General features: G+C 63.9%; 23 protein-coding genes. 16 read left to right on the forward strand and 7 right to left on the reverse strand.

Annotated elements, in window-relative coordinates; all coding sequences use genetic code 11:
* Positions 1-79: 79 nt before the first annotated feature.
* Entirely contained in the window at positions 80-964 is an 885-nt protein-coding gene (locus ACQKPS_RS19000) for a DMT family transporter (RefSeq protein WP_427605333.1), read from the forward strand.
* On the opposite strand, the gene ACQKPS_RS19005 is transcribed toward ACQKPS_RS19000, so the two are convergent.
* Positions 961-1,839, reverse strand: coding sequence for a hypothetical protein (locus tag ACQKPS_RS19005; RefSeq protein WP_427605334.1), 879 nt, complete (start codon positions 1,837-1,839; stop codon positions 961-963). The two genes, ACQKPS_RS19000 and ACQKPS_RS19005, sit on opposite strands and share 4 nt — an antisense overlap.
* Before the next feature lie 190 nt (positions 1,840-2,029).
* Here ACQKPS_RS19005 and ACQKPS_RS19010 point away from each other — a divergent pair, with 190 nt between their 5' ends.
* The 5 genes from ACQKPS_RS19010 (at position 2,030) to ACQKPS_RS19030 (ending at position 6,295) form a co-directional block, all read left to right on the forward strand.
* Entirely contained in the window at positions 2,030-3,001 is a 972-nt protein-coding gene (locus tag ACQKPS_RS19010) for an aliphatic sulfonate ABC transporter substrate-binding protein (protein ID WP_283722839.1), read from the forward strand.
* Positions 3,002-3,017: 16 nt separating this feature from the next.
* A complete protein-coding gene (locus ACQKPS_RS19015; protein WP_283722840.1) occupies positions 3,018-4,382 on the forward strand; it encodes an LLM class flavin-dependent oxidoreductase in 1,365 nt (454 codons plus the stop codon).
* Positions 4,383-4,514: 132 nt separating this feature from the next.
* On the forward strand, positions 4,515-5,351 hold the full coding sequence (locus tag ACQKPS_RS19020; protein WP_027918838.1) for a bifunctional allantoicase/(S)-ureidoglycine aminohydrolase: 837 nt from the start codon (positions 4,515-4,517) through the stop codon (positions 5,349-5,351).
* Positions 5,352-5,439: 88 nt separating this feature from the next.
* Complete coding sequence (locus tag ACQKPS_RS19025) at positions 5,440-6,039, forward strand: START domain-containing protein (RefSeq protein ID WP_254480118.1); 600 nt, start codon at positions 5,440-5,442, stop codon at positions 6,037-6,039.
* Positions 6,040-6,121: 82 nt separating this feature from the next.
* Complete coding sequence (locus tag ACQKPS_RS19030; protein WP_427605335.1) at positions 6,122-6,295, forward strand: LysR family transcriptional regulator; 174 nt, start codon at positions 6,122-6,124, stop codon at positions 6,293-6,295.
* A 208-nt stretch (positions 6,296-6,503) separates the two neighbouring features.
* Here the strand turns inward: ACQKPS_RS19030 and ACQKPS_RS19035 are convergent, their stop codons facing one another.
* Both ACQKPS_RS19035 and sodC read right to left on the reverse strand, forming a co-directional pair.
* Entirely contained in the window at positions 6,504-6,944 is a 441-nt protein-coding gene (locus ACQKPS_RS19035) for a hypothetical protein (protein ID WP_427605336.1), read from the reverse strand.
* A 184-nt stretch (positions 6,945-7,128) separates the two neighbouring features.
* Positions 7,129-7,644, reverse strand: coding sequence for a superoxide dismutase [Cu-Zn] SodC (gene sodC / locus ACQKPS_RS19040; RefSeq protein ID WP_427605337.1), 516 nt, complete (start codon positions 7,642-7,644; stop codon positions 7,129-7,131).
* A gap of 127 nt (positions 7,645-7,771) precedes the next feature.
* On the opposite strand from sodC, the gene ACQKPS_RS19045 reads away from it, so the two are divergent.
* The 5 genes from ACQKPS_RS19045 to ACQKPS_RS19065 all read left to right on the forward strand — a co-directional run bounded on the left by ACQKPS_RS19045 (position 7,772) and on the right by ACQKPS_RS19065 (position 11,989).
* A complete protein-coding gene (locus ACQKPS_RS19045) occupies positions 7,772-8,635 on the forward strand; it encodes a LysR family transcriptional regulator (protein WP_427605338.1) in 864 nt (287 codons plus the stop codon).
* Between the two features lie 99 nt (positions 8,636-8,734).
* Positions 8,735-9,652 carry an AEC family transporter gene (locus ACQKPS_RS19050; RefSeq protein ID WP_283722844.1) on the forward strand — a complete coding sequence of 306 codons (918 nt, stop codon included), beginning with the start codon at positions 8,735-8,737 and terminating at the stop codon, positions 9,650-9,652.
* Between the two features lie 48 nt (positions 9,653-9,700).
* Positions 9,701-10,312: a cell wall hydrolase gene (locus tag ACQKPS_RS19055; protein WP_254480123.1), complete on the forward strand. Its 612-nt coding sequence runs from the start codon at positions 9,701-9,703 to the stop codon at positions 10,310-10,312.
* A 165-nt stretch (positions 10,313-10,477) separates the two neighbouring features.
* Entirely contained in the window at positions 10,478-11,329 is an 852-nt protein-coding gene (locus ACQKPS_RS19060; RefSeq protein ID WP_254480124.1) for a CAP domain-containing protein, read from the forward strand.
* Positions 11,330-11,377: 48 nt separating this feature from the next.
* Positions 11,378-11,989 carry a LysE family translocator gene (locus ACQKPS_RS19065; protein ID WP_254480125.1) on the forward strand — a complete coding sequence of 204 codons (612 nt, stop codon included), beginning with the start codon at positions 11,378-11,380 and terminating at the stop codon, positions 11,987-11,989.
* A 3-nt stretch (positions 11,990-11,992) separates the two neighbouring features.
* On the opposite strand, the gene ACQKPS_RS19070 is transcribed toward ACQKPS_RS19065, so the two are convergent.
* Together ACQKPS_RS19070 and ACQKPS_RS19075 are read right to left on the reverse strand one after the other, a co-directional pair.
* Positions 11,993-13,192, reverse strand: coding sequence for an MFS transporter (locus ACQKPS_RS19070; RefSeq protein WP_427605339.1), 1,200 nt, complete (start codon positions 13,190-13,192; stop codon positions 11,993-11,995).
* A gap of 113 nt (positions 13,193-13,305) precedes the next feature.
* Positions 13,306-14,205 (reverse strand): LysR family transcriptional regulator, encoded by a 900-nt coding sequence (locus ACQKPS_RS19075; protein WP_283722849.1) that lies wholly within the window; start codon positions 14,203-14,205, stop codon positions 13,306-13,308.
* A gap of 118 nt (positions 14,206-14,323) precedes the next feature.
* Between ACQKPS_RS19075 and ACQKPS_RS19080 the strand changes: the two genes are divergently transcribed.
* The 5 genes from ACQKPS_RS19080 (at position 14,324) to ACQKPS_RS19100 (ending at position 21,984) form a co-directional block, all read left to right on the forward strand.
* On the forward strand, positions 14,324-14,677 hold the full coding sequence (locus ACQKPS_RS19080; RefSeq protein ID WP_283722850.1) for a cupin: 354 nt from the start codon (positions 14,324-14,326) through the stop codon (positions 14,675-14,677).
* 236 nt (positions 14,678-14,913) lie between these two features.
* Positions 14,914-16,287 (forward strand): hypothetical protein, encoded by a 1,374-nt coding sequence (locus tag ACQKPS_RS19085; RefSeq protein ID WP_427605340.1) that lies wholly within the window; start codon positions 14,914-14,916, stop codon positions 16,285-16,287.
* A 280-nt stretch (positions 16,288-16,567) separates the two neighbouring features.
* A complete protein-coding gene (locus tag ACQKPS_RS19090; RefSeq protein ID WP_427605341.1) occupies positions 16,568-18,985 on the forward strand; it encodes a glucose/quinate/shikimate family membrane-bound PQQ-dependent dehydrogenase in 2,418 nt (805 codons plus the stop codon).
* Positions 18,986-19,096: 111 nt separating this feature from the next.
* The gene (locus ACQKPS_RS19095) at positions 19,097-20,365 is read left to right on the forward strand and encodes a carbohydrate porin (protein WP_427605342.1); all 1,269 of its coding nucleotides are present in this window, start codon (positions 19,097-19,099) and stop codon (positions 20,363-20,365) included.
* Positions 20,366-20,481: 116 nt separating this feature from the next.
* Complete coding sequence (locus ACQKPS_RS19100) at positions 20,482-21,984, forward strand: amino acid permease (RefSeq protein ID WP_427605343.1); 1,503 nt, start codon at positions 20,482-20,484, stop codon at positions 21,982-21,984.
* A gap of 52 nt (positions 21,985-22,036) precedes the next feature.
* Here the strand turns inward: ACQKPS_RS19100 and argE are convergent, their stop codons facing one another.
* Complete coding sequence (gene argE / locus ACQKPS_RS19105; RefSeq protein WP_427605344.1) at positions 22,037-23,197, reverse strand: acetylornithine deacetylase; 1,161 nt, start codon at positions 23,195-23,197, stop codon at positions 22,037-22,039.
* Complete coding sequence (locus ACQKPS_RS19110) at positions 23,190-23,867, reverse strand: DUF1028 domain-containing protein (RefSeq protein WP_427605345.1); 678 nt, start codon at positions 23,865-23,867, stop codon at positions 23,190-23,192. The genes argE and ACQKPS_RS19110 overlap by 8 nt, the downstream gene beginning before the upstream one ends.
* Between the last annotated feature and the right edge of the window lie 46 nt (positions 23,868-23,913).

A 23,913-nucleotide genomic window follows, 5' to 3' on the forward strand; every position in this document is an offset into this window, starting at 1 on the left:
GAACAGGCAACATCGCTCTTGAGTTCCTTTATAACAACCCGCTAGCCTGCGCTCCTCCTTCCTGGATGGACCCTGCCCCATGCAACCCCGCGATATCGGCGCCTACCTGTTCCTGGCCATCGCCTGGGGCTTTTCCTTCCTCGTGGTGCTCAAGGTGGTGCACGCCTTCGGCTGGGTCGGCGCGGTCAGCCTGCGCGCCTTCATCGCCGGCGGCACCCTGGCCATTCTTGCCGCCTTGCTGGGCCGTGCCTTGCGCCTGCGTCCGCTGCTCAAACCCTTGCTGGTTGTCGGCGCCACTACGGTCGCCGGGCAGCTGATCGGCCTGTCCTATGCCACTCCGCGCATCGGCACCGCGATGTCGGCCATTCTGGTCGCCACCATTCCGCTGTTCTCGATGATCATCGGCCGAATCTGGGGCATCGAGAAAATCACGCCACAAGGCCTGGTCGGCCTGCTATTGGGGGTGCTGGGCATCGTCATGCTGGTGGGCTTCCCGGCGCAGCCGGTCACCGAAGACTTCATCCACGGCTGCCTCGCCTCGGTATTTGGTTGCCTGTGCGCAGCCTTCGGCAGCAACTACGCCAGCCTGCACCTGCGCGGGCAAGACCCCTGGACCGTCACCGGTGGCGCTTTCCTCGCGGGTGGGGTACTGACCTTGCCGTTACTGCTGGTCGTGCCGGTGCCGAGCCTGCCGCAGGCCAGTGACTGGCTGTACCTGCTGCTTAGCGGCAGCGTGATGAGCGCCACCACCTACGTGCTGTACTTCGGCCTGGTGGCGCGCATCGGTGCAACGCGCACCATCAGCGTCGAGTTCGTGGTCACCCTGGTGGCCGTGCTGGTTGGCGCGCTGTTCCTCGGCGAAGCCCTGAGCCTGCTGCAGGCCGCTGGCGGCCTGGTGATCCTGCTCGGTTGCATGCTGGTGCTGGGCCTGCTGCCGGGGCGCAAGCGCCGCCTGCCCAGTTAACGCTGGGCAGTGGCCACGTCGGCAGGCGGGGTCAGTTGCAGCACGCGATTGCGCCCGCCTTCGGCGAGCAGGTAGCCACCCTTGCCATCGGCGATGATCGACTGCGGCGCCTTGAGGAAGGTCAGCACCACGTGCTGGGTGCCATCAGCGTCCACCCGCAACAAACGTGCGCGGTGGGTATTGTCTTCGCTGATCCACAGGCCGCGCTGGTCGCACATCAGGAAGGTCGGATGGCGCAGGCCCTCTACCACAACCGGGTCCCTACCGTCCTCGGACAACGCACGAACGATGCCGGTGCTCTTTTCGGTGTACAGCAGGCGGCCATCGGCGCAACGGGTCAGGCCCTCGGTTTCGGTCAGCCCCGAGCGCAGTACGTCGAGCTGGCCGCTGGCCCACTCATAACGCATCAGGCGCCCATTGCCCTTGCGGTCTTCGATGGCATACAGGTGATCGCCATCGTTATACAGCCCCTGCACGCTGTCGCCGTCGAACAGGCGGGTGACCTGACCATCGCGGGACAGGCTGACCGGCGCGTGACCACCTTCCTGGCTGAACACCCAACCCTCCTGTACCGCGACCATGCCGTCGGGCTTGGACAGGTTATCGATCAGCACCACGCGGTCGCCGCTGGCGCTGATCTTCAGAATGCTGCCTTTGCCATCATCCAGCTCGCGGCTGACCAGCAGGCTGCCGTCGGCCTGGGGCAGCAGCGAAGCGGCCTTGGCCACGTCACGATGCAGCACCTCGACCCGCCAGCCACTGGCGGCCTGCACCGGGTAGAACGATTGCCAGGCGAAAAAACCCAAGGTGGCAGCCATCAGGCCGGTAGACACAGTCAGGGCAATGCGGGTGCTGCGCCAGCGCAGGATGGGCATGAACGGGGCTCCTATTGTTGGGCCCGAATCCTAGCAAGAGGATGTGAAAATTTCGTCAACGACCAGGCAATCACAAAAGGATATAAAAAGAACAAAACATTCTAACCAAATGGAATTAAAAAATTGAAAGCCACACGCCATCTCCTTAGGCTGGGTACACCGTTTCCCACCCTGCTCAAGGAGCGTCGCCATGCCCTTCTCCCCCCTGCGCCGCCTGCTCGTCGGAGGCCTCCTGGCAACTGTGGCCAGCAGCTTGCTGCCCTGGTCCAGCGCCTTCGCCGAAGACATCAAGACCCTGCGTATCGGTTATCAGAAATTCAACAGCATCAACATCCTCAAAGGCAGCGGCGCGCTGGAAAAGGCCCTGGCTCCCCAAGGCGTGAAGGTCAGCTGGCACGAATTCGCTGCCGGCCCGCAGCTGCTCGAAGCGCTGAGTACCGGCGCCATCGACCTGGGCCACGCGGCCGACGCGCCATCGGTGTTCGCCCAGGCTGCCGGCAAGCCAGTGGTCTACCTGGCCGCCGAACAACCCTATCCGCGCGGCATCGGCCTGGTGGTGCGCGAGCAGGATCATCTCACCGCAGTGCAGGACCTCAAAGGCAAGCGCGTGGCCACCGGCCGCGGCTGGAACGCCCAATACCTGCTGGCGGTGGCCCTGGAACAGGCCGGCCTGAGCTATCAGGACATCACCCCGGCCTATGTCAACAACGCCGCCGATGCCGTCGCTGCCCTGCAATCGGGCAGCGTGCAAGCCGTTACCCTGTGGGACCCTTTCCTCGCTGCGGCTGAAAGCCAGCCAGGCCTGAAAAACCTGCGCGACGGCAGCGGCCTGACCAACAACCGCACCTTCTACCTGTCTACCGCCACCTTCGCCGACCAGCACCGCGCGCTGCTGAAGACCTTCTTCAGCGAGCTTGGCAAGGTCAGCCAGTGGGCCAACGCCAAGCCCGCCGAAGTCGCCGCACTGCTGGCGCCGCAACTGGGCATCAGCGCCAATGTGCTGGAGGTGGCCAGCGAGCGGCGCAACTATAACGCCGTGGCCATCACCCCGCAGATCATCGCCGAGCAGCAGAAACTGGCCGATACCTTCCAGGGCCTGGGCCTGATCCCGCACAAGTTGCAGGTGGCCGATGCGATCTACCCGGCTTCCGTATTGCCGTGACCAGGGAGTGAAGGCAATGCCCCGCCACATCCGCTTCAACGCTTTCAGCATGAACGCCGCCAGCCACCAGTCCCCGGGGCTGTGGCGTCACCCGCGCAACACCAGCGTGGCGTTCAACCGCCTGGACTACTGGACCGACCTCGCGCGCCTGCTGGAGCGCGGGTTGTTCGATGCGCTGTTCATCGCCGACGTGCTGGGCATCTACGACGTCTACCAGGGTGGCCCGCAAGCCGCCCTGCGCGGTGGCGTGCAAGTGCCGGTCAACGACCCGTTGCTGCTGGTACCGGCCATGGCCGGGGTCACCGAGCACCTGGGGTTCGGTGTGACCTTTTCGCTGACCTATGAACACCCCTACCCATTCGCCAGGCGCATGTCCACGCTCGACCACCTGAGCAATGGCCGGGTCGGCTGGAACATCGTCACCGGCTACCTCGACAGCGCCGCCCGCAACCTGGGCCTGGCCCGGCAGCTGGGCCATGACCAGCGCTACGACCTGGCCGAGGAGTACCTGGAGGTGCTGTACAAGCTCTGGGAAAAAAGCTGGGAAGACGATGCCGTGCAACAGGATCGCGAAAGCGGACGCTACATCGAACCGTCGAAGGTGCACGCCATCCATCACGCTGGCGAGCACTTCCAGGTGCCCGGCATGCACCTGTGCCAGCCTTCGCCACAGCGCACCCCGGTGCTGTTCCAGGCCGGCGCCTCGGCGCGTGGCCAACAGTTCGCCGCCCGGCATGCCGAGTGCGTGTTCATCAGCGGCCCGACGCCCGCCGTGCTGCGCCGCTACGCCGACGGCATCCGCCAGGCCAGCGAAGTGGCCGGGCGTGGGCGGGACGAGGTGCTGATCTATGCCCAGGCACTGCTGATCGTCGCGCCGACTTCACAAGAGGCCCAGGCGCGCTTTGCCGAATACCGCCGCTACGTCGACCTGGACGCCGCGCTTGCCCTGCTGTCGGGCTGGACCGGCATCGATTTCGCCGGCCTCGACCCGGATGCGCCCATCGAATACGTCGAGAACGATGCTGGCCGTGCGGCCCTGGCGGCGTTCACCGCCGCCGACCCGAACCGCCGCTGGAGCGTGCGCGAAGCCGCCGAATTCGTCGGCCTGGGCGGGCGTGGCCCGGTACTGGTCGGTTCGCCCGACGAAATTGCCGACCAGCTGGAACACTGGCTCGACCAGACCGGCATCGACGGTTTCAACCTCACCTATGCCGTGCAACCGGACGACCTGGCCAATGTCGTCGATCTGCTGGTGCCGGAGCTGCAGCGCCGTGGCCGCTACCCGCTGAACTACGCCGACGGCACCTTGCGCCACAAGTTGTTCGGCCACGGCGACCGGCTGCCTGACGCGCACGCCGGGCGCCAGGTTCGCATTCAGTAACTGAATGCCGAGTATTTCAACATTTAATTTGTGGATGACGCGGACTGCCCCCTATGCTGTCCGCACATCCCCTGCACGCACCGGCCGGTGTGGTCCAAAGCACGGGGAGAGAACAACAAGTCGAGACTGCTCATGTCGAACCACTCCTACTTCGCCCCCCACGGTGGGCACCCAGCTCAGACCGAGCTGCTGACTGACCGTGCCATGTTCACCGAAGCCTATGCCGTCATCCCTAAAGGCGTGATGCGTGACATCGTCACCAGCCACCTGCCGTTCTGGGACAAGATGCGCATGTGGGTCATCGCCCGCCCGCTGACCGGTTTCGCCGAAACCTTCTCGCAGTACATCGTCGAAGTAGCCCCGGAAGGCGGCAGCGAGCGCCCTGAGCTGGACCCGAACGCCGAAGCCGTGGTGTTCATCGTCGAAGGCGAGCTGGACATCACCGTCGAAGGCAAGCACCACACCCTGACCCCAGGCGGCTATGCGTTCCTGGCCCCAGGCGCCGAGTGGAGCCTGCGCAACAATAGCAAGGCCAACGTCACCTTCCACTGGCTGCGCAAGCACTACCAGAAAGTCGAAGGCCTGGCCGTACCGGAGTCGTTCGTCACCCACCGCGACAACGCCACCGTCATCGAGATGCCGGGTACCGAAGGCCGCTGGGTCACCACCCGCTTCGTCGACATGGCCGACATGCGCCACGACATGCACGTCAACATCGTCACCTTCCAGCCTGGCGGGGTGATCCCGTTCGCTGAAACCCACGTCATGGAGCACGGCCTGTACGTACTGGAAGGCAAGGCGGTATACCGCCTGAACCAGGACTGGGTCGAAGTGGAAGCCGGCGACTTCATGTGGCTGCGCGCCTTCTGCCCGCAGGCCTGCTATGCCGGCGGCCCAGGCAAGTTCAGCTACCTGCTGTACAAGGACGTCAACCGTCATGTGCACCTGACCCTCAACCCACAGCGTTGAGTTCAGGCTGATGCCGAAAGCCCGCCACCTGGCGGGCTTTCTGTTTGCCGCGCATACTGACTAGCCCAGCCCTAGCGCGGTACACGCCATGAACCGCTGCCTGATGCTTGCCCTGCTGCTTGTCTCCATTGCCAGCCTCGCGGCTGACGACTGGAACATCGCCTACGACCGCGAAGGTATCCGCGTCTACCTGGCTGCGGCACCTGATTCGCCCTACCAGCAGTTTCGCGGCGTCAGCACCATGAAAGCCAGCGTGCGCACCCTCACCGACCTTCAGGAAAACCTGCGGGTGGCCTGCAAGTGGCTGTATGCCTGCGAGCAGATGCGCCTGCTGCAGGTGGAAGGCGACACGACCTGGGTCTACCTGACCACCAACCTGCCATGGCCGACCCTGCCACGCGACATCATTCTCAAGGTGCGCACCGAACGCCTGGATGATGGCTCCCTGGTGCGGCACCTGAGCGCCGAACCGAACCGCCTGCCAGAAGAGCCGGGGCTGATCCGCGTCCAGCACCTGTCGGGCGAATGGATCATGAAGCCGCTCGGCGAACGGGAAACCGAAGTGACCTATAAGTTGCAGGCAGACCCTGCCGGGGACGTGCCGGGCTGGCTGGCCAACCGCTTCGTGGTCGATGCACCGGTGGTCACGCTGCGCACATTGCGTGCGGTAGCCGAGCGCCAACCCTGAGCAGCCCTATCGCCCTGCCGCGTTTTCTGCCACTGTCTGCGCGCGACGCGGACCAGCGCGTCGCGCCTTGCCAGGACGTCGCATGAAACCACAAGAAAATGGCAACACGCACAAAGGCTACCGACGGATCATCGCGTCCATGACCGTGCTCCTCGAATTCGAAGCCGTCGCCCGGCACAGCAGTGTCACCCTCGCGGCCCGTGAACTGGGCGTGACGCAAGCGGCGGTGAGCAAGCAGATCCAGCAGCTTGAGTAAAACCTCGGGGTACAGCTGTTCCAGCGCCTGCACCGCGGCATCCGCCTGACCAGTGAAGGCCAGGCGATGTTTGCGGTGATGTCCGAGTCATTGCAGAAAGTCGCAGCGATGTTCGACCGCCTCCTTCGGCCAATGGCTGGCTAAGGGATAGATTCAGAAAGCTGGCAAAAAGCACTATCTTTTTGACGCCCTCGGGACAACTCAACCTTCACGGCGCGGGAACGTATTTTATTTCAATTTCGGCATCCTTAATCTTCCAATTCGCTGAAGAACAACTGAATTTAGCAATCAATCTTTTGTTCTTATTACGATGAAAAGTCAGAGCGCCGTACCAATTAATCATCATCACATCTTCAAACAATAGACCAATTACTACTTTTCCAGGCTCCCAATCGGCCAATGGGACAATCGGATAGTTACCGTCTTTTACGTCTTCGACAGGCCCAGTGAAGTTCACAACTACCCACTGTGGCTGTTCGCCAAATAAGCCGACGAGCTGGTCGTTTTCGTAAAAGGCACCATGCTCACTAAACTTCGAGGCATTACCTTCAGGGTCAATTATTTCGATTTGAATCCTTTGCTGCTCAGCAGTATACTTTGTCAGCCCTTGCTTGAGATCACAAAGTCTTAGTACGTCCATATCGAGCACCTCCTATTCCAGAAGACCACCCTCTGGCTTGGAGAGAAAGTAATGCTCTTTGATTTCTCTAACAACTAGCAAAAATACCAGGTCCCGAACCGAAGTGGGAACCTGGTCTGACGAATTATTGCCCTCATGCGATTCGATCACCGGGGCGGCTTGCCGACGATAGGATCATAATCGCCTTTCTGCCTTACTGAACCACCCCGCAGGCCACGCGGGCACCGCCGCCGCCCAGCTTCTCGGGATGGTCGCTGTGGTTATCGCCACCGGCATGCACCATCAATGCATGACCTTTGAAATCCTCAGCCTTCAGGCGTGGCGCCAACACTGGGTAGGTGGCCTTGCCGTCGGCACCGACATACAGCGCCGGCAGGTCACCCCGGTGGCCGCTGTCGTCATAGGGGCCCTTGTGAGCGTTGGTGGCGTCAGGGTCCCAGTGCCCGCCTGCCGCACCCGCTGGCACCGCTTTGCCGTTTTCCTCTGCCGCTGCGCACGAACCCTTCTGATGCAGGTGGAAACCGTGCACGCCTGGCGGCAGGTCCTTGAGATCGGGGGTGAGCACGGTGCCGTACTTGTTCTGCTCGATGCTGATGGTCCCGATCGACTTGCCCGGGCCATCCGTGCCGGCCAGCTTCAATTCCACCGTTTGCGCGGCCTGGGCGAGACCGGCCGAGGCCAGCAACGTGGTGAAGATGACTGCTTTCATGTGCGTTCTCCATGGTTGGGGTCAGGCGGGTTTCTTTCCCGCGTAACGAGTGGGACTGCGCAGCTTGCCAGCCATTCCGTTCAGCCACAGACTGAAACACTTCCATAGCCGCCCGGAGCCCGTTCGCGTGTCCCTCAAAGCCTTGCGCACCCTGGTGACCATCGCCCGCCACGGCACTTTCGCCCGGGCCGCCGACCTGCTCAGCCTCACCCCTTCGGCCGTGAGCCTGCACATCAAGACCCTCGAGGACGAACTCAAGGTCGCACTGTTCGACCGCAGCCGCCGCCAGGTGGTGCTGACCGAGGCCGGGCAACTGGCAGTGGCGCGGGCCGAACACATCCTCGCCGCCTACGACGAACTGGCCGACACCTTGGCCAGCGGCCCAAGCCTGCGTGGCCGGCTGCGTCTGGGGGCGATCCACACGGTCCTGGCGCGACGCCTGCCCAAGGCCCTGGTCTGGATCAAGGCGCACCACCCGGAACTGCACATCAGCGTCAACTCAGGGATGTCGGCGGAGCTTGCACGGCGCGTCGAAGACGGCGAGCTGGATGCAGCGATCACCACGGAACCGGTCAGCCCCTACCCGCAGAGCCTGGTTTTCACGCCCCTGTTCGAAGACCGTTTCTGGGCGATCGCCAGCCCCGACCTGGCGGGCCAGAGCCTGCCACAGCTGTTGGCCAGCCATCCGTTCCTGCGCTTCGACAAGCGTGCCTGGGCCGGGCGGCAGATCGAGCAGGAACTTCGCCGCCAGCATTTGCAGGTCAGCGAACAGATGGAACTCGACAGTCAGGAGGCGCTGGCGCGCATGGCGGTGATGGGGCTGGGGGTGGCGATCATTCCCATGGCCGATGACGACCTGCAACGCTTGCCGGCGGCCACCTGCCTGCCCTTTGGCGAGCCGCAGCTGGTGCGGCGGGTGGTGTTGCTGGAACACGAGAAGAGTCAGCGGCGGCACCTGACTGCCGTGCTGAGGGCTGCCATGGACGCCTGAACGTACAGTTTTCCTCAACGGTCACTGCAGAAATCAACGTTTTTCCCAATCGGTCGGCCACGCTAACCTGTGCCCGTACCCGACCACGGAATCACACCCATGCTCCACCTGCTGCTGACTACCCTGGTGCCCATCATTTTGCTGATTGCCCTGGGCACCTTCCTGCGTATCCGCGGCTTTCTTGGCGAGTCGTTCTGGCCGGGCGCTGAACGCCTGAGCTATTTCGTACTGCTGCCGTCATTGTTCCTGCATGGCCTGGCCACGGCCAATCTCGATGGCGTGCCGGTGCTGGGCATGGTCGGCGTACTGATGCTTTCGACCCTGCTGGGGGCCGCGCTGCTGGTGCTCTACCAAGGTGCGGTCAACCACGAGGGCGCTGACTTCACCTCGGTGTTCCAGGGCGGCGTGCGCTTCAACAACTACATCGGTGCCACCCTCGCCGCCGGCCTCTATGGCAGCGCCGGGATTGCCCTGGCGGCGGTGGCCAACGCCGCCATCGTGCCCCTGGTCAATCTGCTTTGCGTGCTGGTGTTCGCCCGCTTCAGCGCACGCCACAGCTCCCCGGCTACGGTGTTGCGGGCCATCTTTGCCAACCCGCTGATCGTCGGCTGCGCCGGCGGCCTGTTGCTGCGGGTCACCGGCCTGGGCCTGCCGGCGGGCCTGGAACCCACCGTCAAGGCGCTGGGCCAGGCCGCCCTGCCCCTGGGCCTGCTGTGCGTGGGGGCGGCGTTGGGTGGCGCCGGCCTCGGCCAACAGGCGCGGCCACTGCTGGCAGCATCGGCCTTCAAGTTCCTGGTCATGCCGCTGACCACCTGGGGCCTGTGCCGCCTGCTGGGGCTGGGTGGCCAGGCGGCGGTGGTGGCCGTGCTGTTCCAGGCCTTGCCGACAGCCTCGTCGTCGTACGTTATGGCGCGGCAGATGGGCGGCAACGCACCGCTGATGGCCACCATCATCGCCTTGCAGACCGTGCTGGCTGCTGTGACCTTGCCCTTGGTGCTCATGCTGGCGCTGAAGTGAAGCCGCTTGGCTAGACTGTGAAGCAGCCCACACTTCGGAAACGCGACCATGCGCCTTTACTGGACGGTGATCTGCCTGACATTGCCCCTGCTCGCCAGCCCCTTGCATGCCGCCGAGAGTGCCAAGGCCGCCGTGGCCGAAGACAAGGCGGAGAAGCTGGAGAAAAAGGTGGTGGACGATGCCCCGCCGCCCAAAAAAACAGAAACCATCAGCCCTGCCGAGGCGCAGGCAGTGGACCCGGCAGGCCAGGCGCCGCTGGACGACAGCATCACCTGCCTGGCCCGTACCCTCTACTGGGAAGCCAAGGGCGCCGACGCCCAGGACATGAGCGCAGTGGCCAGCGTAGTGCTCAACCGGTTGGGCCGAGAGGGGTTTCCCGACACCATTTGCGGCGTGGTCAAGCAAGGCGTGGAGACCAAGGCCTGCCAGTTTTCCTGGTGGTGTGACGGGCGCTCCGATCAGGTCGAGGAAGCGCAACGCTACGACGTGGCCAAGGAGATTGCGCGCAAGGCACTGAACCAGCAGCTCAAGGACTCGACGGGGGGCGCGCTGTATTTCCATGACCGCAACGTGCATCCGGGCTGGGCCAAGGCCTATCGCAAAACGGCCGAAACCCGGCACTTTCTGTTCTACAAACCGAACCAGGCGCTGGCCCGCTGACACGCAATCGCACTTTTCTGGCGTTCCCCGGTCTACTCCCTCTTTTGCCGCCCGCAAGTCATTGCTGGCGTTTTCTTTGCTTTGCACGAGACCGGGCCAAAAGCCTCGCGCTTGTGTAGGATGAGCAGCGCATACCAAGACGCTGCCAGCCACAGGGAGATCCACATGCGCGTCCTGTCATCCGTTGCCGCCTTGTCGCTGGGCCTGATCATGTCGACCGGGGCCGTGGCCGCCACCGGCGAAGAGGCGCAGCTGATCGAATCGATCAATACCTACCGCAGCCAGGCCCAGCGCTGCGGGGACGAGGTGTCGGTGGAGCTGCCGCCGCTCAACAGCGATACCCGTCTGGCACTGTCGCCGGAAGGCACGCGCGACCTGCAACAGGCCATGAGCCGCGCCGCCTACCCCATGGTCAATGTCCAGGCCATCAGCCTGTCCGGCCCACGCGATGCCCGTGCGGCCATGCATGCCATCGAAGAGAGTTTCTGCCAGGTCGTGCTCGACCCGCAGTTTGTCGACATCGGCGTCAGCCAGGAAGGCCGCGACTGGCGCATCGTGCTTGCCCGGCCGTTGCTCAGCGGGCGCCTGGGCGATTGGCAGGCCGAGGGGCAGAAGGTGCTGCAGGCCATCAATGCCGCACGCAAGGCGCCCCGCCAATGCGGTGGCCAGCCATTCGCTGCAGCGCCCGCGCTGAGCTGGAGCACGGCGCTGGCAGGCGTGGCCGCCAGCCATACGCGGGCCATGGCCAACCAGAACTTCTTCGACCATATCGATAAGGACGGGCGCACCCCCGGTGACCGGGCGGAGCTGGCCGGCTATCTGTATCAGCAGATCGGCGAAAACATCGCCGCCGGGCGCGACACCGCGCAGAAGGTGGTGGATGGCTGGCTCGACAGCCCCGGCCACTGCGCCACCCTGATGAACCCGGACTTCCGCGAAATGGGAGCGGCCTATGCGGTAGACCCGAAGAGCGATGCGGGCATCTACTGGACTGGCCTGTTCGGCACGCCGCAATGAACGCGACACCGATTCAGAAAACACACGTGAATGGCTGAGGCGCACACCATGGCGTTGGATACCTGGCTCATCTACCTGCTGGCGAGCATCGGCCTGTCGCTGACGCCCGGCCCGAACAGCCTGCTGGCCCTGACCCACGGTGCACTGTATGGTGCGCGCCGGGCGCTGTTCACCATCGTCGGCGGGGTGTTCGGCTTCAGTGCACTGATCGCCCTGGCGATGTTCGGGTTGACGGCGCTGCTGCAGACGTCAGCCTCGGTACTGACCGTGCTCAAGTGGGTCGGTGGCGCCTATCTGGTGTGGCTGGGCATCCAGCTGTGGCGCAGCCCTGGCTTGCAGCTCGAAGTGACCGGGCGGACTGCTCGCCTGAGCAACATGGGGATGTTCCGCCAGGGCCTGCTGTCAGCTGTCGCCAACCCCAAGGTACTGTTGTTCTACGGTGCCTTCCTGCCGCAGTTCATCGACCCGCAACGGGGGCTGTTGCTGCAGTTCGTGATCATGGCGGTGACCTTTGCCAGCGTGGAATGCATGGTCGAATACGTACTGGCGCGCCTGGCCTTTCGTATCCGGCCGTGGCTGACCAAGGGCGGCAAGGGTTTCAATCGCTGCTGCGGGAGCCTGTTCGCCCTGATTGGTGTCGCCTTGCCGCTTGGCCGGTAGTGCTCAAGCGCGCCGCGAAGCCAGCAGGAAGACCACCAGAGCCAGACCGGGCAGCGCTGCCCCCACCAGCGCCACACCGTGCCACCCGTACTGGGCAAACACCGCGCTGGCCACCGCCGAACCCACTGCCCCACCCAGGAAGATGCTGGTCATGTACAGCGCGTTCAGCCGTCCGCGGCTGGCCGGGTGCAGGGCATAGACCTCACGCTGGCCGATGACCATGTTCATCTGCACGGCAAAATCCAGCAGTACCCCGGTCAGCCCCAGACCGATCACGCTGTAGCCGGGTGTGGTCAGGCCCAGCAGCAGCGCCAGGGGCGCCAACACCAGGGCCAGCAACGAACCGGCACGGGCATGGCCGGCGTCGGCCAGGCGTCCGGCCATTGGCGCGGAGATGGCGCCGACCGCGCCGACCAGGGCGAACAAGGCGATCTGGCTTTGGGTCAGGCCGTGCTCACCGGCCAGGGCCAATGGCACTGCGGTCCAGTAGAGGCTGAACGCCGCAAACATCAACGCCTGGTACAGCGAGCGCTGACGCAGCACCGGGTATTGGCGCAGCAGGGCGATCAGCGAAACCATCAGCCCGGCATAACTGGCCTTGTGTTCAGGTACCCGGCGCGGCAGGGTCAAGGCCAACAACAGGATGATTGCCAACATCATGCCAGCGGCGCCGATGAACACCGTGCGCCAGCCAAAATGGTCGGCGACCAGGCTCGACAACGGCCGTGCGAGCAAAATGCCCAGCAGCAGGCCCCCCATGATGTTGCCGACCACCCGCCCGCGCTGTTGCTCCGGCGCAAGGTGCGCGGCCAACGGAATGAGCATCTGCACAGCCACCGAACTGAAACCGATCAGCAAGGCATAGACCAGGAACAGTTGCCCCTGCCCGCTGCTGCTGGTCCCTGCCAGCAACAGGCTGACGCAGGCCAGCACGGCGGTGGTGATCATCAACCGGCGGTTTTCCACCAGGTCGGCCAGTGGCACCAGCAACAACAGGCCCAGCGCGTAGCCTAGCTGTGTCAACGACACGATCAGGCTGGCGCGCTCGGTAGACAGGCCCAGGTCCGGGGCGATCAGCCCAACGATGGGCTGCGCGTAATAGATATTGGCGACGATCGCGCCGCAGCAGAACGCCAGCAGCGCGACCAGGGCACGGCTCAGGCCGGCATGGACTGGCTGGGCAGCAGCAAGGGAGGGATTCATGGGAGGTACCTCGGCATCGGGTTGGAATATGCCAGGCACCTTACCGAGCGCTTGCCTGCGAGAGAATCCAGCCCCGGCGCAACGAGGCTTTGCGCCAGCCGCAACGGTAGGGGTCAGGGCTTGAGCAGGCCTTCGCAAAAGCCGATGAACGCGTTGACCCGCCGTGAGCCGCGGTGATTGGGCAAATACAGGGCATTGATGCTGTCGTTGGCCGTGCCGGGGCTCGCCTGCCAGTCTGCAAACAGCCGCTGCAGGCGCCCGGCCGCGACGTCCTCGCGGACCAGCCAGTCGGCCAGCAAGGCAATGCCGCTGCCGGCCAGCGCCGCTTCGCGCAACAGGTCGGCGTTGGCACTGCGCAGCGGCCCGCTCACTTCCAGTTCCAGCACCTCGTCGGCCCGCTGCAGGCGCCAGGCGCGCGCCTTCTGCCCGTAGCGAAACCGCAGGCAGGCCTGCTGCAACAGTTGCTCGGGGTGCAGCAGTGGGTCACGCCTGGCCAGGTAGTCAGGGCTTGCCACCAGCCAGCGCTGAAAGCGGCCAAGTTGCCGGCACACCAGCTCGCCGTTTGGCGACGGGTCGCCGAGGCGAATGGACAGATCGTAGCGGCCGTCGAGCAGGTCATCGAGCCGGTCGCTCATGTCGATGTCCAGCTCCAGCGACGGGTGACGGGCGAGGAATGGCCCCAGGTGCGGTGCGATCACGCGTCGGCCGAACTCGACCGGCAGGCACAGGCGCAGCACACCGACCGGCTCATCGCCTCGGTCGGCGACACTGGCGTCGGCCTCTTCCAGCGCGTCGAAGATGTCCCTAGCCCTCGCGTAATAACGTGCACCCGCTTCGGTCAGGCTGACCTGGCGTGTGGAGCGGTTGAGCAAGGTCGTGCCGAGCTCCGACTCCAGTGCATCGACCAGGCGCGTCACCGACGAGGTAGCGACGCCGAGCCTGCGCGCTGCCGCAGAAAAGCCCTGGGCATCGACTGTTGCGGTGAACATCTTCATCGCCAGGAGCTTGTCCATAGCTACTCCAGTTTTTGAATTTCGGAACACTCCTACAATCGGCAAGGCGGGTCAAGAAGCGCACAACAGAGCGACCAGGTCCATAGTGGAATCACCTCCGTCAGTGCGAGAACATCCCATGCCCATTACCAACCTGCTCAATGCCCTGCCCCCTTGCGACCCTGCCGCAGCCGAGCGGGTCGATGAACTGCTGCAACGCCCTGGGCTGCGCATCGAACGCATCGTCTCCTGCGGCCAGGCCAGCCCGCCCGGCTTCTGGTACGACCAGGCCGAAAGCGAATGGATCCTGTTGTTGACCGGCAGCGCCGGGCTGCGTCTTGAGCACGAGGATTACACCCGCCTGCTGGTGCCGGGTGATTGCCTGGACATTCCGGCGCGTTGCCGGCATCGGGTGGAATGGACGCCCCAGGGTACCTCAACGCTCTGGCTAGCCGTGTTCTACGACCGTAACGCACCATGGCCCACGTCCTGACGACCTGGCTTTTTCTTCATATCGATCCGCTGCATCGCTCGCAGGTACCTGATATTTCTGCCAGTTGTCGGTACCCACTCGCGCCTCAATACTTTGCCTGCGTGCCAAAAAGTGCTTGGTTCATGACAAAAAGCGTCTGTCCAAGCCGATTGTGCATGCCTTCACAGGCTTCGGGTCGGCAATGATTCAACTGCATGACACAAGCCACAAGCCATGGATCGAATGAGGCCTTGTACATGCGCACCGCAACACTACTCGCTTTGCTGCTCCTGTTATCCGGATGCGGCCCCAAGCCCCCCGGGAATGACCGCAGCGGCAGCGCCACGCCTACCCAACCGGCACAATTACACATCAGCCAGCTGCCCGGCCAGCCATTGCAGCTTCCTGGACAGCTGGCGACCAGGGGGCCTGCTTCAGCCCGTCAGTTGAAGGAATGGTACGACGCCACGCCAGAACGATGCGGTGGCGACGACAAACCTGCACACCTGTGCAGTGGCATCATGCTGCGGGCCACCGATAGCAACCCGGCTTTTCTACCCTGGGACCCCAGCCCCGGTGCGATCGCCTTGGGCGGGGTTTCATTCTCCTGGTTGCGCAGTGATCAAACCTTCACCTCGACCTGGAATGACTGGAACGGCTTCATCCTGTATCCAAACCAGGCCATTCCAGAAGGCAGGATCAAAGACATCCAGGTTCTCTGCAGCTTCCCGACCAATGCCCTGACCTGGAACCGACCCACCCTTCAAGGCTGTGGTCCGCTCACAGGTGTTCCCAATACCGATACCTGCAATAACCTTAAAATCTACGATGCCCCAACCTGGCTGGAAAGGTACAAGCAGGGACCAATGGAAAACATCTGTGGTTGGGATCTTCGAGACAGTACAGTCTCGACGGCGTCCTTGTTCAAGGCATCGATTGATGCTCACCAAGGCCGTACCGGTTCAGCCCGTGCAGTGTTCAACGAGCTCATGCTTTCAACGTGGGAAACCGGCAAGGGCGCTACGCTGCCTATCCACTCCTTTTTCTATCCGACCAGAAACCTTGAGTCTCGCGCCAAAGCCCGATACGACCAAGCCCGCTATTACGAGCAATACGGGCAAGTACTGCCACTGATTCGCCTGGCGCTACCTCGCACTCCAGACTCTACCACCGTGATCAGCTACCTCGAGGGTGACCAGGCAATCGGCCCGGGCGTTGCCCATTACAGCGTGGACTTCGAAGACCTGCCAACCGGGCAGCCCCTTGATGTGGTCTCTGGCGGGCTTGGCTTTTCTACCGCGCTGTCGAAGCACGTCGAAATCAGCAACGTCAGGCAGGACACGCCCCTCGTTGCCGGCAATTACCTGCTGGTCAATCTGGCCGTGGACATTCCTGTGGATGCCATCGAAGGTTCGAGCGGCAAACGCAAGGTGGCATTCTCCTGGGGATGCGATGCGACATGCGCTGTGGTCGACCTGAAGACCGGGCATGAGACCCGCCTGCTCGAAGATGATGACACTGGCCCTCTGCGCTTCGGCCGCGTGGAGATCGAGGTCGATGCGCCTGGCATCCTCAGGGTCCAAGGAGGCTGGGGGGATCAGATCATCATTGACAACCTGACAATTGACTGAGGCCTGCAAGCGGCATGGCATCTGGACTTGAGTATGCCAGCTGTGCAGGCGGGTCCAAATGCCAGGTCGCCTTCCGAGACAAAAGTCGAATACCTCAGGTAAATCAGAATTGAGCTAAACAGCCTGTTTACTGCAATTTTCCCAGCACGATCTAAGCTTAGAGCCACGTTCCGGCAAGTTTAACCCTGCGACAATCAGCCTCATTAAATTATGTACCAACTTGTTAATTAGCAAGCTAAGGGCTTAAACTGCGCTCATTCCACCTGCTGAGATCCCTGGCATGAACGAAACACCGCGCGCCTCTGGCGCCACAACCATCCTCCTGGTCGGCTTGGGCGTGATCGTCGCCCTGCTCGGCCTCCTCCTGGCCGCTGGCGGCGTCAAGCTCGCCGGCCTGGGCGGTTCCTGGTACTTCCTGATCGGCGGCCTGGCCATGGCCATCGCCGGTATTCTCATCGCTCGCCGCAAGCCGGCCGGCGCCTGGCTGTACGCGGCGTTTCTGGTCGGTACCACGGTCTGGGCACTGGTCGACGCCGGCCTGGTGTTCTGGCCACTGTTCTCGCGCCTGTTCATGTTCGGCGCGATTGGCATGGTGGTGGCCTTGGTCTACCCGATGCTCGCCCGCGCCAGTGGCGCCAGCGCCGGCCGGGGTGCATACGGCATCGCCGGTGTGCTGGCCGTGCTGCTGGTGATCGCCGCGGGCAACATGTTCGTCGCCCACCCAAGCGTTGCCCCCACCGGCAAAGGCCCGGGCATCACCCCGGTCGAGGCCGGCAAGGAGCAGAAAGACTGGGCCCACTACGGCAACACCGAAGGGGGCAGCCGCTTCGCCGCGCTGGACCAGATCAACCGCGACAACGTCAACAAGCTCAAGGTGGCCTGGACCTACCACACCGGTGACATCGCCTTCAGTGACGGCAACGGTGCCGAAGACCAGCTGACCCCGCTGCAGATCGGCAACAAGGTGTTCATCTGCACCCCGCACAACAACCTGATCGCCCTCGATGCCGACACCGGCAAAGAGCTGTGGAAGAACGAGATCAACGCCCAGTCCAAGGTCTGGCAGCGTTGCCGTGGCATGGCCTACTTCGACGCCACCGCCGCGATCGCCCAGCCGACCCAGCCGAACAGCTCGCCGATCCCCGTCGGTAGCGTGCCGGCCGGTGCCAACTGCCAGCGTCGCCTGCTGACCAACACCATCGACGGCCGCCTGATCGCCGTTGACGCCGACAACGGCCAGTTCTGCCAAGGCTTCGGCAACAACGGCCAGGTCGACCTGAAGGCCGGCCTGGGTGACGTACCGGACTCCTACTACCAGCTGTCCTCCGCACCGCTGATGGCCGGTACCACCGTGGTGGTTGGCGGCCGTATCGCCGACAACGTCCAGACCGACATGCCAGGCGGCGTGATCCGCGGTTTCGACGTGATCACCGGGGAAATGCGCTGGGCCTTTGACCCGGGCAACCCGGAAGACCGCAAGGCGCCGGCCGATGGCAGCACCTATGTGCGCAGCACCCCGAACAGCTGGGCGCCGATGTCCTACGACCCGGCGATGAACACCGTGTTCCTGCCGATGGGCTCGTCGTCCACCGACATCTATGGTGTCGAGCGCAGCAAGCTGGACCACACCTACGGCGCTTCCGTACTGGCCCTGGACGCCACTACCGGCAACCAGAAGTGGGTATTCCAGACCGTGCACAACGACCTCTGGGACTTCGACCTGCCGATGCAGCCGAGCCTGATCGACTTCACCAAGGACGACGGCAAGTCCGTGCCTGCGGTGGTGATCGGCACCAAGGCCGGGCAGATCTACGTGCTCGACCGCGCCACCGGCAAACCGCTGACCCAGGTCGACGAAGTACCGGTCAAGCCAAGCAACATCCCCAACGAGCCGTATTCCCCGACCCAGCCGAAATCGGTCGGCATGCCGCAGATCGGCGCGCAGACCCTGACCGAGTCGGACATGTGGGGTGCCACGCCGTTCGACCAACTGCTGTGCCGTATCGACTTCAAGAAGATGCGCTACGACGGCCTGTACACTGCGCCGGGTACCGACCTGTCGCTGAGCTTCCCAGGTTCGCTGGGCGGCATGAACTGGGGCAGCCTGTCCACCGACCCGGTGCATGGCTTCATCTTCGTCAACGACATGCGCCTTGGCCTGTGGATCCAGATGATCCCGTCGCAGAACAAGGGCGACGCTGCCTCCGGCGGTGAAGCACTGAACACCGGCATGGGCGCCGTACCGCTCAAGGGCACGCCGTACGCAGTGAACAAGAACCGCTTCCTGTCGGTTGCCGGCATCCCGTGCCAGGCGCCGCCATTCGGCACCCTGACCGCCATCGACATGAAGACCCGCCAGATCGCCTGGCAGGTACCGGTCGGCACCGTGGAAGACACCGGCCCCCTGGGCATCCGCATGCACCTGCCGATCAAGATTGGCCTGCCGACCCTCGGCGGCACCCTGTCGACCCAAGGCGGCCTGGTGTTCATCGCCGGCACCCAGGACTTCTACCTGCGCGCCTACGACAGCAGCAACGGTAACGAAATCTGGAAAGCCCGCCTGCCTGTAGGCAGCCAGGGTGGCCCGATGACCTACGTTTCGCCGAAGACCGGCAAGCAGTACGTGGTGATCACCGCTGGCGGTGCGCGCCAGTCGACTGATCGTGGCGACTATGTGATTTCTTACGCCCTGCCGTAAGGCCGCGTCGCTGCATTCGCGGGCAAGCCCGCTCCCACAGGGTCTGCGCTGACCCTGATGAGAGCGGGCTTGATCGCGAATGGCCTCCCGAAAACAACACGAGACACAGCAATGCCATCCGCTATCCGCATTACCCCAACCCTGCTTCTGGCGCTGGCCAGCACCCCTGCCCTGGCCGACGGCGACCTGCTAACCCGCAGCACCATGACCGGTGACTGGGGCGGCCTGCGCCACCAGCTCGAGGAAGACGGCGTCAAGCTCACCGGCGACTACAGCGGCGAAACCGCCTACAACGCCCACGGCGGCCTGCACCGCTCGGCGCGCTACTCGCAGAACATCAAGCTCGGCGCACAGTTCGACCTGTCGAAACTGTACGGCCTGGAAAACGGCGGCAAGGTCCAACTGACCATCAACGACCGCCGCGGCAACAGCGCCTCGGAAGACCTGGTCGGCAACCGCTTGCCGATCCAGGAAAACTACGGCGGCCTGTACACCCGCCTGACCGAACTGAGCTACGAGCGCACCCTGTTCACCCCTGCACTCAACGTCAAGCTCGGCTACATGGCCATGGGCAACGACCTCGGCGGCCTCGACAGCGGCATCCTGTGCAACTTCATGAACGCTGGCTTCTGCGGCCACCCGCTGAACATGTCCGGTGGCAGCGGCTGGACCAACTACCCCAATGCCCACCTCGGCGTGCGTGTGAAGTACGACCTGTCGCCGGCCTGGCAGCTGCGTGTGGCGGCGTTCAACGTCGACCCGGAAAGCAACGGCAACTCCAGCCGCGCCTGGCACCTGGGGCCCAAGCACACCACCGGTACCGTGGTGCCGGTGGAGCTGGTGTACAAGCTGCAGGGCGAACTGCCGGGTGAGTACAAGCTGGGTTACTACTACGACAGCTCCGACGTGAAGCGCGTCGACAGCAGCAAGGAAGTTTCCGGTCGCGGTGGCCACTACCTGCTGGTCGACCAGGCCGTGTGGAACGATGCCGGTTCGCCCGGCCGCAGCCTGCACGCGTTCGGCCAGTATTCGGCAGCAAGCGAAGCTGCCTCGCCGTTCACCAAGTGGTATGGCGCCGGTGTGGTGCTGTACAAGCCATTCGAAGGTCGCCCACGCGATACCGTGGCACTGGGCTATGGCCGCGCCGTGCCGAACCCGCGTAGCCGTGATGTGCTGGAAGACGCTGCATTCAATGCCGGGCAACAGTTCCCCAACATCGACAATGCCGAGCAGTTGATCGAACTGAGCTATGGCTACCAGGCTACGCCGTGGCTGAACCTGCGCCCGGATGTGCAATACATCATCGAGCCGGGGGCGTTCTCCGGGAAGGACATCGACAACGCGCTGGTCTTCGGCCTGCAGGTCAAGGCGACCTTCTGAGTCACCGGGGCTGCTCTGCAGCCCATTCGCGGCGGAATTGAAAGAACACATTCGCCTGGCACACCCCTTCCCTTCGGTCTTTACTCAACCTTTCAGCGCAAAGGAGAGCAGGCCCGATGAGCACCGCAACGGAAGGCAAACTGAACGTCTGGGCCTTGACCGCCTTGGTGGTAGGGTCGATGGTCGGTGCCGGCATCTTCTCGCTCCCGGCCACCTTCGGCCGTGCCACCGGCGGGCTGGGTGCGATCATCGCCTGGTGCATTGCCGGCTTCGGCATGCTCATGCTGGCCTTCGTGTTCCAGACCCTTGCCCGCCGTCGGCCAGACCTTGACTCCGGCATCTACGCCTACGCCAGCGCCGGCTTCGGCAGCTACCTGGGCTTTGCCTCGGCATTCGGCTTCTGGGCCGGCACCTGCATTGGCAACGTGTCCTACTTCATCCTCATCAAATCCACCCTCGGCGCGTTCTTCCCGGTGTTCGGCGAAGGCAACACGGTGGCCGCCATCGCGGTCTCCTCGGTATTGCTGTGGGGCTTCCATTTCCTGGTGCTGCGCGGGGTACAGCAGGCCGCCGTGATCAACACCATCGCCACGGTCGCGAAGATGATCCCGATCCTGGTGTTCGTCGTGGTCATGATTGCTGCCTTCGACAGCGAGCTGTTTTCGCTGAACTTCTGGGGCACCGCCGCAGCCGGTTCGGCCGCCGACCTGGCACACCTGGATGACTACGGCCGGGTCGGGCATGCCGCCGCCGAGATGCTGCCGCCGGCCGAGTCACTGTTCGAACAGGTGCGCAGCACCATGCTGGTCACCGTGTTCGTGTTCCTCGGCATCGAAGGCGCCAGCGTCTACTCGCGCTACGCACGCAATCGCCGCGACGTGGGCATCGCCACGGTGCTCGGCTTCGTCGGCGTGCTGTGCCTGCTGGTATTGATCACCCTGCTCAGCTACGGCGTGTTGCTGCGCCCGGAGCTGGCCAGCCTGCGCCAGCCGTCGATGGCTGGCGTGCTGGAGACCATCGTCGGGCGTTGGGGGGCGATCTTCATCAGCATCGGACTGATCATCTCGGTGCTCGGCGCTTACCTGTCGTGGACGCTGTTGGCCGCCGAAGTGCTGTACTCCGCTGCCCACGACCAGGCCATGCCGGCCTTTCTCACCCGAGAGAACCCACACAATGCCCCCTCGGCCGCGCTGTGGCTGACCACGCTGTTCGTACAGCTGTTCCTGTTGCTGACCTGGTTCACTGAGTATGCCTTTACCCTGGCGCTGGAGCTGACCAGTTCGCTGACATTGATCCCGTACCTGTTGGTGGCAGCCTATGCGTTGAAGTTGGCATACAGCCGGGAGACCTATGAAAACGATGCCCGAGAGCGTGGCAAGGACCTGCTGATCGCCGTGCTGGCGACGGCCTACGCGCTGTTGATGGTGTGGGCGGGCGGGTTGAAGTATCTGCTGCTGTCGGCGGTGATCTATGGGCCGGGGACGCTGCTGTACATCAAGGCGCGCAGGGAGCAGCAGCGGCAGGTGTTCAACGGCTTCGAGCGGGCGGTATTCGCGGTGGTGGTGCTGGGGGCCTTGATTGCGATGTATGGACTGTTCAGTGGGGCGATTGAAATCTGATTGCCAAATTTGGGACCTCTTCGCGGGTAAACCCGCGAAGAAGCCAGCACCGTCACTCCTGCTTGAGGTAATCCACCAGCCTCAGCAGCATCGCATCACAACCCTGCATCTGTTCGACGCTGACGAACTCGTCCGGCTTGTGCCCCTGGTCCATGCTGCCCGGCCCGCAAACCACAGTCGGAATCCCCGCCTGGTCGAACAGGCCACCTTCGGTGCCGAACGCCACAGTGCCAAAATCCTCCGAACCACTGAGCAATGCCACCAATCGCGCGGCCTCGCTGTCGGCGGGCGTGGCCAGCCCCGGATACGCACTCAACGGCTGCAGGCGAATCGCACTGGTCACATTGACCTTGCGCATGCGTGGCAGCAACTCGGCCTCTGCGTAAGTCTGCAGTTGGTCGGCCACTGCCTGCGCTTCAAAGCCCGGCAGCGCGCGCACCTCGAAATCGAACGCACACTCCTGCGGCACGATGTTCAGCGCCCTGCCCCCTTTGATCACCCCCGTCTGCACCGTGGAGAACGGCGGGTCGAAGCGTTCGTCGTGATGCGCCGGCAGCGCCAGGGCATCACCGATCTCGCCCAGCTTGCCGATCAGCTTCGCAGCGTACTCGATGGCGTTCACCCCGTAAGGTGCGTACGCCGAGTGACACGCCGCGCCATGCACCTCACAGCGCATCGCCAATTTGCCCTTGTGGCCCAGCACCGGCTTCAGCTCGGTAGGCTCACCGATCAGGCACAGCCGTGGCTTGTGCGGGCGATTTTCCAGTGCAGCCAGCATCGAGCGTACGCCGAGGCAACCCACTTCCTCATCATAGGAGAACGCCAGGTGTACCGGCATGCGCAGCGGTTGCGCCAGGAACGCCGGCACGGCAGCCAGCACCGAAGCGATGAAGCCTTTCATGTCAGCAGTGCCACGACCGTACAAGCGCCCGTCACGCTCGGTTAGGCTGAACGCAGGCAGCGTCCAGGCCTGGCCGTCCACCGGCACCACATCGGTGTGACCGGACAACACGACACCGCCGACATCCGTTGGGCCGATGGTGGCGAACAGGTTGGCCTTGGTGCCTTCCGGGTTGTGGAACAGCTCGCTCGCCACCCCCTGCCCGGCCAGGTAGTCACGGATGAACGCGATCAGTTCGAGGTTGGAGTCGCGACTGACCGTAGCAAAGCCGATCAGCCGCTCCAGCAAGGCGCGGCTGCTGAATTCACTCATCGCCCGGCACCCCGTAGCTGGGTGCGGCGGTCGGGTCCAGGGCGCGGGTGACGTAGTCCTGCATCTGCGGGCGGTACGCCTGCCACAGGCCGTCGAGCACACCGATCGGGTCCTCATCGGCCCAGTCCACGCGCAGGTCCACCAGCGGCCAGGTCAGTTCGCCAGCAATCTTCAGCGCCGCCGAATGCACCGGGCCGGCTTCACCACCCGCCGCCATCGCCGCATGCATCGCTGCCAACAGGCGGTCAGCCAGATGCCCCCCTGCCTGTTCGAAGGCCTGCACCATGGCGTCGATCACCTGGCGCGAAGACAGCAGGTTGCCAGCCGCCGCGCACTGTTCACCGGCCACGGCGTTATGCACGCCCAGCGCTTCCTTGCCGGTGAACAGTGCCACCTGCCCTTGGCTGTCGATCACCGTGACCTGGCGATACTCGCTCCAGCCATTGGCGATCAGTACCCGGTCCAGTGCGGCCGCGGGCGGCAGCTGGCCCTGCTCCAAGGCATCGAGGATTTGCGGGCCGAGGGCCGGCAAGGTGATGTTCTGGGTGGACACGGCACCGACGCCTGCCCGTACCCATGGGCAGCGGGCGCCCACGGCGATGCTCGACGAACTGATGGCGATACCGACCTGGCCGGTTTCCTGGCAGCGACCGATGATGGAGAAAGTCATGGTGGAGCTCCTGTTGTCCTGTGCGATGCCCGGCATTCTGGGCGCA

This window comes from Pseudomonas sp. NPDC086566 (assembly GCF_050280885.1).
Classification (GTDB): domain Bacteria; phylum Pseudomonadota; class Gammaproteobacteria; order Pseudomonadales; family Pseudomonadaceae; genus Aquipseudomonas; species Aquipseudomonas vlassakiae.